The organism is Pseudomonas sp. SDO5591_S426 (assembly GCF_054070755.1).
Genome location: NZ_JBSVXD010000022.1, coordinates 1 through 15318, shown reverse-complemented (window position 1 = coordinate 15318; position 15318 = coordinate 1). Strand labels below are relative to the sequence as shown.

General features: G+C 61.3%; 10 protein-coding genes. 5 read left to right on the top strand and 5 right to left on the bottom strand.

Annotated features, from left to right (window positions below):
• Window positions 1-45: 45 nt before the first annotated feature.
• From ACW9JC_RS07280 to ACW9JC_RS07265, 4 genes are all read right to left on the bottom strand, one after another.
• Window positions 46-459, bottom strand: coding sequence for a response regulator (locus ACW9JC_RS07280; protein ID WP_457454385.1), 414 nt, complete (start codon window positions 457-459; stop codon window positions 46-48).
• A gap of 99 nt (window positions 460-558) precedes the next feature.
• Window positions 559-3261 carry a magnesium-translocating P-type ATPase gene (gene mgtA / locus ACW9JC_RS07275; protein ID WP_457454383.1) on the bottom strand — a complete coding sequence of 901 codons (2703 nt, stop codon included), beginning with the start codon at window positions 3259-3261 and terminating at the stop codon, window positions 559-561.
• Between the two features lie 524 nt (window positions 3262-3785).
• Complete coding sequence (locus ACW9JC_RS07270) at window positions 3786-5123, bottom strand: lysine N(6)-hydroxylase/L-ornithine N(5)-oxygenase family protein (RefSeq protein ID WP_457454382.1); 1338 nt, start codon at window positions 5121-5123, stop codon at window positions 3786-3788.
• A 146-nt stretch (window positions 5124-5269) separates the two neighbouring features.
• Window positions 5270-5794: a sigma-70 family RNA polymerase sigma factor gene (locus ACW9JC_RS07265; protein ID WP_457454421.1), complete on the bottom strand. Its 525-nt coding sequence runs from the start codon at window positions 5792-5794 to the stop codon at window positions 5270-5272.
• A gap of 232 nt (window positions 5795-6026) precedes the next feature.
• Between ACW9JC_RS07265 and ACW9JC_RS07260 the strand changes: the two genes are divergently transcribed.
• From ACW9JC_RS07260 to ACW9JC_RS07250, 3 genes are read left to right on the top strand one after another with little or no spacing between them, the layout of a single operon-like run.
• Entirely contained in the window at window positions 6027-7199 is a 1173-nt protein-coding gene (locus ACW9JC_RS07260) for an efflux RND transporter periplasmic adaptor subunit (RefSeq protein WP_457454381.1), read from the top strand.
• Window positions 7200-9173: a MacB family efflux pump subunit gene (locus tag ACW9JC_RS07255; RefSeq protein ID WP_457454380.1), complete on the top strand. Its 1974-nt coding sequence runs from the start codon at window positions 7200-7202 to the stop codon at window positions 9171-9173.
• Between the two features lie 7 nt (window positions 9174-9180).
• A complete protein-coding gene (locus ACW9JC_RS07250; RefSeq protein WP_457454379.1) occupies window positions 9181-10575 on the top strand; it encodes an efflux transporter outer membrane subunit in 1395 nt (464 codons plus the stop codon).
• A 131-nt stretch (window positions 10576-10706) separates the two neighbouring features.
• Here ACW9JC_RS07250 and pvdP read toward each other — a convergent pair whose 3' ends face one another.
• A complete protein-coding gene (pvdP, locus tag ACW9JC_RS07245; protein WP_457454378.1) occupies window positions 10707-12326 on the bottom strand; it encodes a pyoverdine maturation tyrosinase PvdP in 1620 nt (539 codons plus the stop codon).
• A gap of 255 nt (window positions 12327-12581) precedes the next feature.
• On the opposite strand from pvdP, the gene pvdM reads away from it, so the two are divergent.
• A complete protein-coding gene (pvdM, locus tag ACW9JC_RS07240; RefSeq protein WP_457454377.1) occupies window positions 12582-13931 on the top strand; it encodes a pyoverdine-tailoring dipeptidase-like protein PvdM in 1350 nt (449 codons plus the stop codon).
• 29 nt (window positions 13932-13960) lie between these two features.
• Window positions 13961-15253, top strand: coding sequence for a pyoverdine-tailoring periplasmic protein PvdN (pvdN, locus tag ACW9JC_RS07235; RefSeq protein WP_457454376.1), 1293 nt, complete (start codon window positions 13961-13963; stop codon window positions 15251-15253).
• Window positions 15254-15318 lie beyond the last annotated feature (65 nt).

Below are 15318 nucleotides of genomic sequence, written 5' to 3'. Positions count from 1 at the left end.
ACGCAGTAGCTGCGCATAGACTCTTGCACGGAAAACCGCGTCGCACTACCTGACAGAAATGACAGTGCCGACGAACGGTAGACGAGGATCAACCAGCGCCATCAAACGCTGGATCGACGCGAAGTCCGGCAACAGGGCATGGCTCACCTGAACCTTCTGCTGCCCGCAGGCCGGGATCGGTGGCAGATCGGTCTGCTGGCCGTCATAGATCAACACGCGGTCCAGTTGCCGGTTATCCAGGCAGAAATCCAGCAAATCCAGCTTTCCACCTGCCAGCGCGGCATTGACGACCAACAGATCGAAAGGTTCGCAAGCGTACTCCACCAGAGTGAGCAGCTCTTCCAGGCTTTGCACCGGCGCTACCCGGAAGTAATCGAGCTGGTTGAACAATCGCTCGATTTTCATCCGGTTAAAATGCTGTTCATCAGCAATCAGGATACGTAAGGACTTGTCGGACAACGTGGCCCCCGGGTCAGATTAACGAGGGTGCAAGGCTACGGAAGACCCGCAGTGCTTTCTGTAGGACTTTTCCTAAATGCCTCACACAACTGCCTACAATCATTGCCAGCCAAACCGTCGGATGTAGAAACCCTTTACCGCCTGAGTCAGCCCCATGTACGCCAGCAGAATCACCGGCAGGAACACGAAGTACAGCGACGGCAGCGCCTGCAATTTGAAGTAGTGCGCCAGCGGTCCCATCGGCAGGAAAATCCCCACGGCCATGATGATCCCGGTCATCACCATCAACGGCATCGCCGCGCGGCTTTGCAGGAACGGCACCTTCGGCGTGCGGATCATGTGCACGATCAGCGTCTGGGTCAGCAGCCCGACCACGAACCAGCCGGACTGGAACAGCGTCTGGTGATCCGGGGTATTGGCGTCGAACACGTACCACATCAAGGCAAACGTGGTGATGTCAAAGATCGAGCTGATCGGTCCGAAAAACAGCATGAACCGCCCGACGTCGCCCGGCTGCCAGCGCTGAGGTTGCTTGAGCATTTCGTCATCGACGTTATCGAACGGGATGGCGATCTGGGAAATGTCGTAGAGCAGGTTCTGCACCAGCAGGTGCATCGGCAGCATCGGCAGGAACGGGATGAACGCGCTGGCCACCAGCACCGAGAACACGTTGCCGAAGTTGGAACTGGCGGTCATCTTGATGTACTTGAGCATGTTGGCGAAGGTCCGCCGCCCTTCCAGCACGCCCTCCTCCAGCACCATCAGGCTCTTTTCCAGGAGGATGATGTCGGCCGCTTCCTTGGCGATGTCCACGGCGCTGTCCACGGAAATCCCGATGTCGGCGGTGCGCAGGGCCGGCGCGTCGTTGATGCCGTCGCCCATGAAGCCAACCACATGGCCGTTGCCCTTGAGCAGGCGCACGATGCGTTCCTTGTGCGACGGGGTGAGTTTGGCGAAAACGTTTGTGGTCTCCACCGCCACCGCCAGTTCGGCGTCGCTCATGCGTTCGATGTCGTTGCCCATCAGCAGGCCTTGTTGCTCCAGCCCGACTTCGCGGCAGATCTTCGCGGTCACCAGTTCGTTGTCGCCGGTCAGCACTTTCACTGCCACGCCGTGGGCAGCCAGCGCCTTGAGCGCCGGCGCGGTGCTTTCTTTGGGTGGATCAAGGAATGCCACGTAACCGATCAGCGTCAGTGCCTGTTCATCGGCGAGACTGTAGGTGTCGCGTCCCTCGATCATCGGCCGCGCAGCCACGGCGACCACCCGCAGGCCTTCGGCATTGAACGCCGCAGTGACCTGACGAATCCGCGCCAGCAGTGCTTCGCTCAACACTTCATCCACCACGCCGTGTCGTACACGCGTGCACACCGCCAATACTTCTTCCACGGCACCTTTGCAAATCAGCAGATGCGGCTGATCGCGCTCGGCGACCACCACCGACATGCGCCGGCGGGTGAAGTCGAACGGGATTTCGTCGACCTTGCGAAACGCCGTGCCGACTTTCAGTTCACGATGGATTTCCACGTGTTCGAGCACCGCCACATCCAGCAGGTTTTTCAGGCCGGTCTGGTAGTAGCTGTTGAGGTAGGCCATTTCCAGCACGTCATCGGAATCGTTGCCCCATACGTCGACGTTGCGCGCCAGGAAAATCCTGTCCTGAGTCAGCGTGCCGGTCTTGTCGGTGCACAGCACGTCCATGGCGCCGAAGTTCTGGATGGCGTCGAGGCGCTTGACGATGACCTTCTTGCGCGACAGGAACACCGCGCCCTTGGCCAGGGTCGAGGTGACGATCATCGGCAGCATTTCCGGGGTCAGGCCCACGGCAATCGACAGCGCGAACAGCAGTGCCTCGGTCCAGTCGCCCTTGGTGAAGCCGTTGATGAACAGCACCAGCGGCGCCATGACGAACATGAAGCGGATCAGCAGCCAACTGACTTTGTTGACCCCGGTCTGGAACGAAGTCGGAGCACGATCGGTGGCGCCGACGCGCTGGGCCAGGGCGCCGAAATAGGTGCTGTTGCCGGTGGTGAGGATCACCGCCATCGCGGTGCCGGACACCACGTTGGTGCCCATGAACAGGATGTTTTCCAGGTCCAGAGGATTGAGCGTGTTGCTGTCCTGCTGACGCGGGAATTTTTCCACCGGCATCGATTCGCCGGTCATGGCCGCCTGACTGACGAACAGGTCCTTGGCACTGAGCACCCGGCAATCGGCGGGAATCATGTCGCCAGCCGACAACACGATCAGGTCGCCCGGCACCAGTTGCTTGATCGGCAACTCACGACGGCCTTCGTCGCGACGCAGCACCGTCGCGGTGTTGCTGACCATCGCCTTGAGCGCATCGGCGGCCTGGTTGGATTTGCTTTCCTGCCAGAAGCGCAGCAGGGTCGAGAGCACCACCATGGAAAAAATCACGATGGCGGCTTTCATGTCTTCGGTCAGCCAGGAGATGACCGCCAGCAAGGTCAGCAGCAGGTTGAACGGGTTCTTGTAGCAATGCCATAGATGGGTCCACCACGGCAGCGGTTGTTCGTGCTCGACTTCATTGAGGCCGAATTGCCCGCGCAGAGCTTGGGCTTCCAGTTCGCTCAGGCCGTCGGTGTGACTGCCCAGCGTGTCCAGCAACAGGCCGGTGTCACTGCCGGCAGCACTGACCAGGGTTTGCGCCAGGGTCGGCGGCACCTCACGGCTGACCGTGGTGTCGGTGAAGTTTTCCAGCAGCGCCAGGCGACGGAAGTGTCGGGCGATGTGGCGGGTGCGCAGGAATCCGGCGAAGAATTCTTTGAGCAGGGTCAGGTTCATGGCAGTTCCCCCAGGATCAGCCGGGAAACCGTCGAGCAGGCGTGTCGGTGCGCCGCGATGACGACACAGGGTCGAACATCACGCACGGTTCAGCGTCGATGAGAAGGACGTCGGGACACGGACCGGAACCGGCCGTGATCGGGATGCCGCTGCTCGCTTTTACGGCGAGACAACGGCACAAAAAGTCTGCGCGTTATCTGGCCGAGGATGTGCCGGTTATCGAAACCGGCCGACTACTGTCACTCGAACAAGTACCCACTGTGGGTCTCCGCTATTGATTGAAAACGCGCGAAGCTTACGCCCCGGTTTTTGCAGAGTAAACGCTGTGGCTGGGAATGGCTGGGGAAATGCGGGGTTCTTCAGGGAGGGTTCAGAATTCAGGATTTTGTGGTGCCCGTGAGGCCGCCATCGCTTGCAAGCCAGCTCCCACAATGATCTTTGTATGACACAAAAATCCGTGTCCACTGAAGATCCCTGTGGGAGCTGGCTTGCCAGCGATGGCGGCCTTGCAGACGCCGAAAAGCTTAGCTGGCAGTCGCCAACAACAAATCCACCACCGAATGACTGTGCCCGCGGTTCTTGCCATGGTCATACAGCGACCCGGCAATTTCATCGGCGCGGATCGGCAGGATCGACAGCAGCGTATCGCTCAAGCCGTGGCTGGCCTGGCAGAAGCCCTGCATGTAGATGCCGGCCTTGCAGCGCTCGTCGGTGATCAGTTTGTAATTGCGATCGACCTCGAAATCACCCAGGTACTGCTCCAGTGGCGCCAGCAGTTTGCGGTGCATCTGCCGCTCGTAACCGGTGGCCAACACCACGGCGTCGTAGTGACGAACCGTGACTTCGCCGGTGGCGTTGTTGCGCACCGCCAGTTCAATGCCGCGCTCGCTGGCGGTGGCTTTTTCGATAGTGGTCAGGGTACGGAACGCGTGACGGGCGATGCCCGAGACTTTCTGACGGTAGAAGATCCCGTAGATGCGTTCGATCAGGTCGATGTCCACGACCGAGTAGTTGGTGTTGTGGTACTCGTTGACCAGACGCTCACGCTCGCTGCTCTCCTGCTGGAACACCAGGTCGGTGAACTCCGGCGAGAACACTTCGTTGACGAACGGGCTGTCGTCCGCAGGCTTCAGCGCCGAGCCGCGCAGGATCATGTCGACCTGTACCGACGGGAAGCTGTCGTTGAGGTCGATGAAGGCTTCCGCCGCGCTCTGCCCGCCGCCGATGATCGCGATGCTCATCGGTTGGTGGTTCACGCACGGCTGCTTGGCCATCTGCGCCAGATACTGCGAATGGTGGAACACGCGACCGTCATCCTTCAGCGCCTTGAACGCTTCGGGAATACGCGGCGTGCCGCCGGCGCTGACCACCACGGAACGCGCGGTGCGCACGTGTTGATGGCCGGTCGCATCACGGGAAATCACGCGCAGCGCTTCGACTTGGTGGTTATGCAGCACCGGCTCAATGGTCAGCACTTCTTCGCCGTAGCGGCTCTGCCGTTCGAACTGCGCGGCGACCCAGCGCAGGTAGTCGTTGTACTCCATGCGGCACGGATAGAAAGTGCCCAGGTTGATGAAGTCCACCAGACGGCCGTGGGCCTTGAGGTAATTGACGAACGAATACGGGCTGGTCGGGTTGCGCAGGGTCACCAGGTCCTTGAGGAAGGAAATCTGCAACTCGCTCTGGGTCGACAGGGTGTTGCCGTGCCAGCTGTAGTTGGCCTGCTTGTCGAGAAACAGTACATCCAGTTCGCCCTGGATCGGCCCGCGCTCTTGCAGAGCGATGGCCAGCGCCAGATTCGAAGGGCCGAAACCGACGCCGATCAGGTCGTGAACGATGGGCGATGCAATTGCCTGTGTCATTTCCAGTGTCCTCTGGATGAACCCCTCAACAATGGGGCAAGGAGAGCCTAAGTGACCTGACCGGCCTTGAGCAGGACAGTAGGTCGTCTGTTGAGTAGGAACGAGGACAGTGAAATAAAATTTAACAAGAAGGGATCAAAGGAGGATCAATGCGCATCCCATTGCCGCACGCGCACCCGGCAATGCTTCATCGCGTTGACGATGTGTTTCTCGACCAGCGCCTTGGAAATGCCCAGGCGTTCAGCGATCTCCGGGTGCGACAGGCCTTCGATCTTGCGCAGCAGAAAACTCTCGCGGCACAGCCGTGGCAATTCCGCTAACGCTCGCTGGAGCATCTCCAGGCGCTGACCATGATCGAGAGTGCTGAAAGGCGATGGGCAGAAATAGCGCTCTTCATTATCGAGCACGTCCAGCGACTCGACCTGACGCAAGGCATTGCGCCGGTGATCGTCGATCACCAGGTTCAGAGCCGTGCGATAAAGGAATGCCCGGGGCTGCTCGATCGGCGTCTCGCTGGAACGCTCCAGCACTCGCAGATAAGCGTCATGCACCACATCTTCGGCGACCTGACGGTTGCCGAGCTTGGCGTTCAGGAAACACACCAGCTCTCGATAGTAGTTTTCCAACATGACTCCGGCACGGATGCGGTTTCTGTCCTTGAACCAGCTAATCGACCAAAAAACAGGCAATGGCACGATAGTGGCAGTTTGAGCTGCGTAATTTATAGTAATTCTCATATAGATTTAAAGTACTGCTTTGTGTTGCCCGACAAATAGTCATGGTCTACACGTGTAACCCCATATGTCCGGGGCTAAATTCCCCGGGTCTTTCAACGTATAAAGGACAGCTCCCCGTCTTCCCGCCGCTGAACGACGGGCCGAAATCCTTTGGCCGGAACACTGCATGAAACGTCCCCGTCACACCCGACGCGCCCTGCTTGTCGCACTCTGCCTGATCCCCGTCATCGCCGTCGCCGCCTGGAAAATCATCCCGCCCGGCCGTGATCAGTTCGCCACCGTGCAGGTCACCCGCGCCGACATCGAAAGCAGTGTCACGGCATTGGGCACCCTGCAACCGCGTCGCTATGTCGACGTCGGCGCCCAGGCGTCCGGGCAAATCCACAAGATTCATGTGGAAGTCGGCGATGTGGTCAAGGAAGGCCAGTTGCTGGTGGAAATCGATCCGTCCACGCAACAGGCCAAACTCGACGCCGGGCGTTTCTCCATCGAAAACCTCCAGGCGCAGCTGCAAGAGCAAAAGGCACTGCATGAACTGGCCCGGCAGAAATTCCAGCGTCAGCAGAACCTCAAGGCCGGCGGCGCCACCCGCGAAGAAGACGTGCAAACCGCCCAGGCGGAACTGCGCGCCACCCAGGCGCGGATCGACATGTTCCAGGCGCAGATTCGCCAGGCTCAGGCCAGCCTGCGCAGCGATCAGGCCGAACTCGGCTACACACGAATTTACGCGCCGATGTCCGGCACCGTGGTCGCACTCGATGCCCGTGAAGGCCAGACCCTCAATGCCCAGCAGCAGACACCACTGATTCTGCGCATCGCCAAACTGTCGCCGATGACCGTTTGGGCCGAAGTCTCGGAAGCCGACATCGGCCACGTCAAACCCGGCATGACCGCCTGGTTCACCACCCTCAGCGGCGGCACCCGACGCTGGAAAAGCACCGTGCGGCAGATTTTGCCCGTGCCGCCAAAACCTCTGGACCAGACCAGCCAGGGCGGCGGCAGCCCCGCCAGTTCGAGTAAAAGCGGCAGCGCTCGCGTGGTGCTGTACACCGTGTTGCTCGACGTCGACAACGCCGACAACGCGCTGATGGCGGAAATGACCACTCAGGTATTTTTCGTCGCCGATCAGGCGCAGAACGTGTTGACCGCGCCGATTGCCGCCTTGCAAGCCGGAACACAAGCCGATACCCAGATCGCGCAAGTGGTTGCCAAGAATGGCAGCATCGAACAGCGCAACGTGCGCACCGGCATCAGCGATCGCCTGCGGGTGCAGATCCTCGACGGCTTGCAGGAAGGCGATCACCTGCTGATCGGCCCGGCTGACGGGAGCGGCGGTTGAATGCAAACGCCCCTGATCGAACTGCAGGACATCCGCAAAGCCTACGGCGGTGGCGACGCGCCTGAAGTTCACGTGTTGCGCGGGATCGACCTGTCGATCCATGCCGGGGAGTTCGTGGCGATCGTCGGCGCCTCCGGTTCCGGCAAGTCGACGCTGATGAACATCCTCGGCTGCCTCGACCGTCCAACCTCTGGCGAGTACCGCTTCGCCGGGGAAAACGTCGCGGCGCTGGACAGTGACGAACTGGCCTGGTTGCGCCGCGAAGCGTTCGGTTTCGTGTTCCAGGGTTACCACCTGATTCCATCCGGCTCGGCCCAGGAAAACGTCGAGATGCCGGCGATCTATGCCGGCACCCCGGCCGCCGAGCGCCACGCCCGCGCCGCCGCCCTGCTCGACCGCCTCGGCCTGGCCACGCGTACCGGCAACCGTCCGCACCAACTTTCCGGCGGCCAGCAACAACGGGTGTCCATCGCTCGCGCCTTGATGAACGGCGGCCACATCATCCTCGCCGACGAACCCACCGGCGCTCTCGACAGCCATAGCGGCAAAGAGGTCATGGCGCTGCTTGACGAGCTGGCGAGCCAGGGCCACGTGGTCATCCTGATCACCCACGACCGCGAAGTCGCGGCGCGGGCCAAACGCATCATCGAAATCAGCGACGGCCTGATCATCAGCGACAGCGCCCGGGACAATCCGGCCGCGCAACACTCGGCCACCCCCGGGGCCTTGCAAGCCGTCGATTTACGCAAACGCCTGAGCGAAGGCGCGGAAGCCACCGGTGCCTGGAAAGGCGAACTGGTGGATGCCGTGCAAGCGGCGTGGCGGGTGATGTGGATCAACAAGTTCCGCACCGCGCTGACCCTCCTCGGGATCATCATCGGCGTGGCTTCGGTGGTGGTGATGCTGGCCGTTGGCGAAGGCAGCAAACGCCAGGTCATGGCGCAGATGGGCGCATTCGGCTCCAACATCATTTACCTCAGCGGCTCGGCGCCCAACCCGCGCACACCGCTGGGCATCATCACTCTCGACGAGGTCAGGGCCGTGGCGAGCCTGCCGCAAGTGATGCGGATCATGCCGGTCAACGGCCAGGAAGCCGGGGTGCGTTTCGGCAACCTCGACCACTTGAGCTACGTCGGCGGTAACGACACCAATTTCCCGGCGATCTTCAACTGGCCCGTGGTCGAAGGCAGCTACTTCACCGAGGCCGATGAACAGAATGCGGCTGCGGTGGCAGTGATCGGCCACAAGGTCCGGACCAAATTGCTCAAGGACGTGGCCAACCCCATCGGCCAGTACATCCTGATCGAGAACGTACCGTTTCAAGTCGTCGGCGTGCTGGCGGAAAAAGGCGCCAGCTCCGGCGACTCCGACAGCGACGACCGCATCGCCATCCCCTACTCCGCCGCCAGCGTGCGCCTTTTCGGCACGCACAATCCGGAGTACATCGCGATTGCCGCCGCCGATGCGCGCAAGGTCAAGGAGACGGAACACGCCATCGAACAACTGATGCTGCGCCTGCACAACGGCAAGAAGGATTTCGAGCTGACCAACAACGCGGCGATGATCCAGGCCGAGGCGCGCACGCAAAATACCCTGTCGCTGATGCTCGGTTCAATCGCGGCGATTTCGCTGTTGGTGGGCGGCATCGGCGTGATGAACATCATGCTGATGACCGTGCGCGAGCGTACCCGCGAGATCGGTATCCGCATGGCCACCGGCGCCCGGCAGCGCGACATCCTGCGCCAGTTCCTCACTGAAGCGGTGATGCTCTCGGTGGTCGGCGGGCTCGCCGGGATTGCCCTGGCATTGATTGTCGGCGGCGTGCTGATTCTCAGCGAAGTCGCCGTCGCGTTCTCCCTGATAGCGGTACTCGGCGCCTTCGGCTGCGCCCTGGTCACCGGTGTTGTCTTCGGCTTCATGCCGGCCCGCAAAGCTGCCCGACTCGACCCGGTCACGGCCCTTACCAGTGAATAATCGATTGATGAAGCCGCCACTCAGCCTGTTGACCATGTGCCTGCTGCTCAGCGCCTGCGGCAGCCCTGCCCAGCGCCCGGACAGCGGCATTGCGCCGCCCGCCGCCTGGCAATCACCGCACACCGCCGGCGCCACCCGCGACAACCAGCAATGGTGGAACCGCTTCGGCAGCCCGCAGCTGGGGCGCCTGATCGAACAGGCCCGGGTCGGCAGTTACGACCTGGCCGCCGCCATCGCCCGCGTGCGTCAGGCGCAGGCCGAAACGGTGGTCGCCGGCGGTTCACAGTTGCCCGAGATCAAGGCCGGCGCCAACGCCAACCGCCAGAAACTGCTGCGCGGCAACGGCTACAGCCAACTGGATGCCGACAGCGACAACAGCGCCGTGGATTACTTCAACGCCAATCTGACGGCCAGCTACGAGATCGATTTCTGGGGCGGGCAGCGCGCCTCCCGCGACAGCGCGCAATTCGCCCTGCGCGCCAGCGAGTTCGATCAGGCGACGGTTGAGCTGACGTTGCTCAGCGGCGTGGCTAACGGCTACGCACAAACCCTGTCGTTGCAGGAACAGAGCCGCATTGCCGAATTGAATCTGGCCAACGCGCAGAACGTTTTGAAACTGGTGCAGACCCGCTTCGATTCAGGCTCGGCGACGGCGCTGGAACTGGCCCAGCAAAAAAGCCTGGTGGCGGCGCAGCAACGGCAATTGCCGCTGGTGCAGCAACAGGCCACGGACGCGCAGATCAGCCTCGCCGCCTTGCTCGGTCGCCCGGTGCAGGAGTTGTCCCTCGGCCAGGAACGCTTTGATCAATTGTCATGGCCAGCCATCGATGCCGGCGTGCCCAGCCAATTGCTCAGCCGTCGCCCGGACATCGCCCGGGCCGAAGCGCAACTGGCCGCGGCCCAGGCCGACGTCACCGTGGCCCGCGCCGCGATGTTGCCGACCGTCACCCTCAGCGCGGAAATCGGCTCCGGCGCCGACCGCGCGGGCGACATTCTGCGCAGTCCCTTCTACAACCTCAGCGCAGGATTGCTTGCGCCCGTGTTCAACAACGGACGCCTGGGCGCCGAACGCGACAAGGCCACGGCCCGTCAGGAAGAACTGCTGGAAACCTATCGTGGGGCGATCATCAATGGTTTCGCCGATGTGGAAAAAGCGCTGAACAGCATTCGCGGGCTGGACGAGCAACGGCAGTGGCAAAGCGAAGAACTGAACCAGGCGCAAACCGCGTTCAACATTGCGCAAAGCCGCTATGAAGCCGGCGCCGAGGATTTGCTCACGGTGCTGGAGACCCAGCGCACGCTGTATGCGGCGCAGGATTTGAATGTACAGCTGCGGTTGTCGCGGATGCAGGCGAGCATTGCGTTGTACAAGGCTTTGGGTGGGGGGTGGCAGGTTTTATAATTGGCGGCGTCTGTCGGGCCGCCATCGCTGGCAAGCCAGCTCCCACAGGGAATGATGTCTACCGCAAAATTTTGGCATGACGCCATACCTGTGGGAGCTGGCTTGCCAGCGATTGAACGATAACGCGGTGCTCAGGCCTGACTCTGCTTGGCCTTCAAATGCCGCGCATACCACGGCCGTTGCGGCACCTTGCGGAACAGATCCGCGAGTTTCTTTTCGTCCTCGCCAAAGGTAATCCGCAGCGCCAGCTTCATGGTTTCCGGGTCCATCTCCACCGACTTGCCGGCCTGTAACCCCGGCGTGGTGCTGCAACCATGAGTGCTCGGGCCGAGCCACGGGTCGGCGATCTCGACCCAGCGCCCCGGTGCAAACCACGGCACGCCATTGACCTGCAACCGACTGACCTCCCCCGGATGAAAGCGCTCATGGGCGCGGAACCAGTCTTCCAGGCGATCATCGATCCAGCCATGGAAATGCCAGAACACCGGGTTCACATGGGAAGAAAACGGATCGCCAAGGAAGTCGTTCTCCGGCGCATACCAACGCGCGGAAAAATCCGCCGGATCGCGAGCGAACGGCACCGGCTGACCATTGGACGGATCACGCGGCACCGAAGCCCAGCGCATGTGCAGCCAGTCATGCAACCCCAGCTCCACCTCGGAACCAAACTGCCCCAACGTCAGCTTCGACAGATAACGCGGATCGCGGTATTGCGATTCCCAGACCTGGAAATTGCTGTGATACGTCTCATTGGTCTTGATGTCGCTAACCCACTGCGAGTACTCGTCATCGTCCTCGGCCAGCCAGGTCGGCGGCAGCGCGGTGCCGTCGTGGTTGTCGAAATAGTTGGCGAAGCCGATGCGGTCCCGGGCCAGTTCAGGCTGGGGCAGCGGAAAATGCGTCCACGATGGCAAATCCTGTAGCGAGCGCGCCGTGCCGAGCATGTGCCGGTGCATGAAGAAAAAGTCCACGCCCGAGCCGTTGCGATCCTTGCGCTTGCCGCGAGCATCACGCTCCTGGTCCCGTGGGCCCGGCTGCCAGCCGATACCGCGCAAGGCATTGCGCTTTTCTTCGGGCAAGGTGTGCCACTTGTCCCGGGACGCATGCCAGAGCTGATGGAACAGGCGATGTTCCTGGGACGTCAGCCACGCCAACAGCGGCGGATTCAGGCCGGTGCGCTCGCGGGCTTCGGGGAAGACTTTCTTCACGGCGACGAAACGATTGTCCTGCGCCGTCAGCATCAAGGGCCGATCCAGATCCAGCACACGGCCGCTCAAAGAGCCGCTGCCGGCATTACCGAAACCAGCCCAGACTTCGTCCAGCGCCATGCTGAATTCGTAGTCACAGCTACCATTGGCACTGACCAGTCGCCAACTCAATTGTGCCGGTTTGACGCCAGCCAGATCGCCGAGCACCCGGTAACGAGGCTGTTCGCCGGAACGCAAACGTTCGGCGGTGTCGAGAAAACCGATCAGGCCACGACCTTTGTGCCCGATGTCGAGAAACACTTCCAGACCGTCCCGCGGCAAGCCTTCAAGCCCCGCGTCACGGCCTTCGAAACGAATCTGCCAGACACCGCGCAGCGTATCCGCCAGGCGTTGGCCGGCGACATCCGCCACATCGAATGAAGCTTCGCCCGGCGTGATCGTCGGATCCGGTTTCGTCCATTCGCGATGCCCATAAAAAGCCGCAGGCACGGCAGCGCTGGTCAGCGCCAGGCCCGCCATGAACCATCGTCGAGAAATCGTCATTGCCCTACCTGTGTCAGCCATGAAGCAGGCTTTATCCAAGCTAGAACGTTTGTTGCCCCCATAAATTTAAAAGCATCGCGGGCAAGCCTTGCTCCTACAGGTCTTGTGTCGTACCCCAATCGCGCGACAACCACAAAACCCTGTAGGAGCAAAGCTTGCTCGCGATGACGTCAGCACCAACACTAAATTCCTCCCCCACTTACTCGTTCCTCCCAGATAGCAAAGCCCCCTGCGGCGAACCTGACTGAGACGGCAATGACAAAACCACGTTCGAAAAAGGCTCTTTTCATCGGCCTGCCGCTGGCCCTGGCGATCAGCGCCGGTGCCGGCTTCGCGGCCTGGGATTACTGGTTCAAGGACAATCCCGGCTACCCGGTCAAGGTGATGAAACAGGCCGATGAACTGCATGAGCGCCTTCTTTCGTTCGATAGTCACATCACCGTGCCGATGGATTTCGGCACCGCCGGCAACGAAGCCGACAAGGACGGCAGCGGCCAGTTCGACCTGGTGAAAACCGGGCGCGGTCGCCTGTCCGGTGCGGCGCTGACCATCTTCGGCTGGCCGGAAATCTGGAACGGCCCCAACGCGCCGCACCGCCCTACCGCCGGCTTCATCGAAGAAGCCCGCTTCGAGCAGGAAACCCGCTACAAAATCATCAGCACGATGGTGCGCGACTATCCCAATCAGGTCGCCATCGCCTACACCCCCGACGACTTCCGCCGCCTGCACGGCGAAGGCAAGTTTGCGATTTTCATGAGCATGCTCAACGCCTACCCGCTGGGCAACGACCTCAACGCCCTGGACAAGTGGGCCGCACGCGGCATGCGCATGTTCGGCTTCAGTTATGTGGGCAACAACGCCTGGGCCGACTCATCGCGGCCGCTGCCGTTCTTCAATGATTCGCGCGACGCCCTCGGCGGGCTTTCGGACATCGGCAAACAAGCCGTGCACCGCCTCAATGATCTGGGCGTGATCATTGATGTGTCGCAGATGTCGACCAAGGCCCTGGAGCAAGTCGCGCGTTTGAGCCGCACGCCGATGGTTGCATCGCACTCGGCGCCGCGAGGACTGGTGGACATTCCGCGCAATTTGAGCGACCACGAAATGCAGTTGATCAAGGACAGCGGCGGCGTGGTACAGATTGTCGGTTTCCCGACCTACATCCGCCCGCTGAGCCAGGCCACCCAGGACAAACTCAACGCCCTGCGTGCGCGCTTCGACCTGCAACCGCTGCAAGGCCTCGAAATGGCGCTGATGCCGGGCGACCCGATCATCACCGTGTGGTCCGAGCAACGTTTCGGCGAGTACGCCAGCCAGCTCTACGCCATCGTCGACGAAGAACCCAAGGCCACCCTCAAGGATTACGGCGACGCGATTGACTACGCGGTGAAGAAAATCGGCATCGATCACGTCGGCATCAGCTCCGACTTCAACGACGGCGGCGGCCTCGATGGCTGGAAGGACGTCAGCGAGGCGCGCAACGTGACCGCCGAACTGATCAGTCGTGGTTACAGCGAGGCCGACATCGGCAAGCTCTGGGGCGGGAATTTCCTGCGGGTCTGGGATCAGGTCGAGAAATCCTCCAAACCCGTCGCCAAAAACTGATGCCATTTTTGCCAAGCGAAGCCAAAGCCATGACCAACCGTCGTTCATTCCTCAAGCAGGCCGGTATTCTGGCCGCCGGCCTGCCGTTGACTGCCGGTGTGGGTCTGCCGGCGCTGGCCGGCAATCTACAACAGCAGCCGCAACCGTTGCCCAAGGGCAAATGGGCGCAATTGCGCCAGTTGTTCAATCAGGACCCGGACTACCTGCACTTCGCCAACTTTCTGGTGACCTCGCACCCGACACCGGTGCGCAACGCGATCGACATGCACCGCGCCAACATCGACCGCAACCCCGGCCGCGCCATGGACTGGGACCTGCAGGAAACCGAGAAACGCGAGCACAACGTGCGGGTCTGGGCCGGCCGTTACCTCAACGCCAAGCCTGAGCAGATCGCCCTCACCGGCAGCACCACCGAAGGCCTGGCGATGATTTACGGCGGCATCCATGTGCGCCCGGATCAGGAAATACTGGTCAGCGAACACGAGCATTACTCCACCAACTACACCCTGGAATTCCGTCAGCAACGCCAGGGCACCAAGGTGCGCAAACTCAAGTTGTTCGAGAACAGTCGCGACATTTCCGTGGACGAAGTGCTGGACTCGATCAGCAAAGGCATCCGCGCCGAAACCCGCGTACTGGGCATGACCTGGGTGCAATCGGGCAGCGGCGTGAAACTGCCGATCGGTGAAATCGGGAAATTGGTCGAAGAGCTGAACCGTCAGCGCGACGAGAAGGATCGCATCCTGTACGTGGTCGACGGCGTGCACGGTTTTGGTGTCGAGGATCTGGATTTTCCCGACATGCACTGCGATTTTTTCATCGCCGGCACCCACAAATGGATGTTCGGTCCTCGCGGCACCGGGATCATTTGCGCCCGCTCCGCCGAGGTCAAGGACGTCACGCCGATCATTCCGACCTTCAGCGAATCCACCGACTTCGCGACCATCATGACCCCCGGCGGCTATCACAGTTTCGAGCATCGCTGGGCGGCGGACGAAGCGTTCAAGTTGCACCTCGACCTGGGCAAGGCCGAGGTCCAGGCACGCATCCACTCGCTCAACACCTATGCGAAAAATCGTCTGCTGGAACAGCCACGGATCGAACTGGTCACGCCGCAAAGTCCGCAGCTGTCCGCCGGTTTCACCTTCTTCCGGATCAAGGATATGGACTGCGAAAAAATCGCCAGCGGGTTGATGCAGAACCGCGTGGTCTGTGACTCGGTCGACCGCGACGCCGGCCCTGTGATCCGTATCGCTCCCGGCCTGCTCAACAGCGAAAACGAAATCGACCGCTTCATGGCCCTGCTCAACAAAACCGCCTGACACGCTCCCCCTGTAGGAGCTGCCGCAGGCTGCGATCTTTTGATCTTGCTTGTAAAAATCAAAAT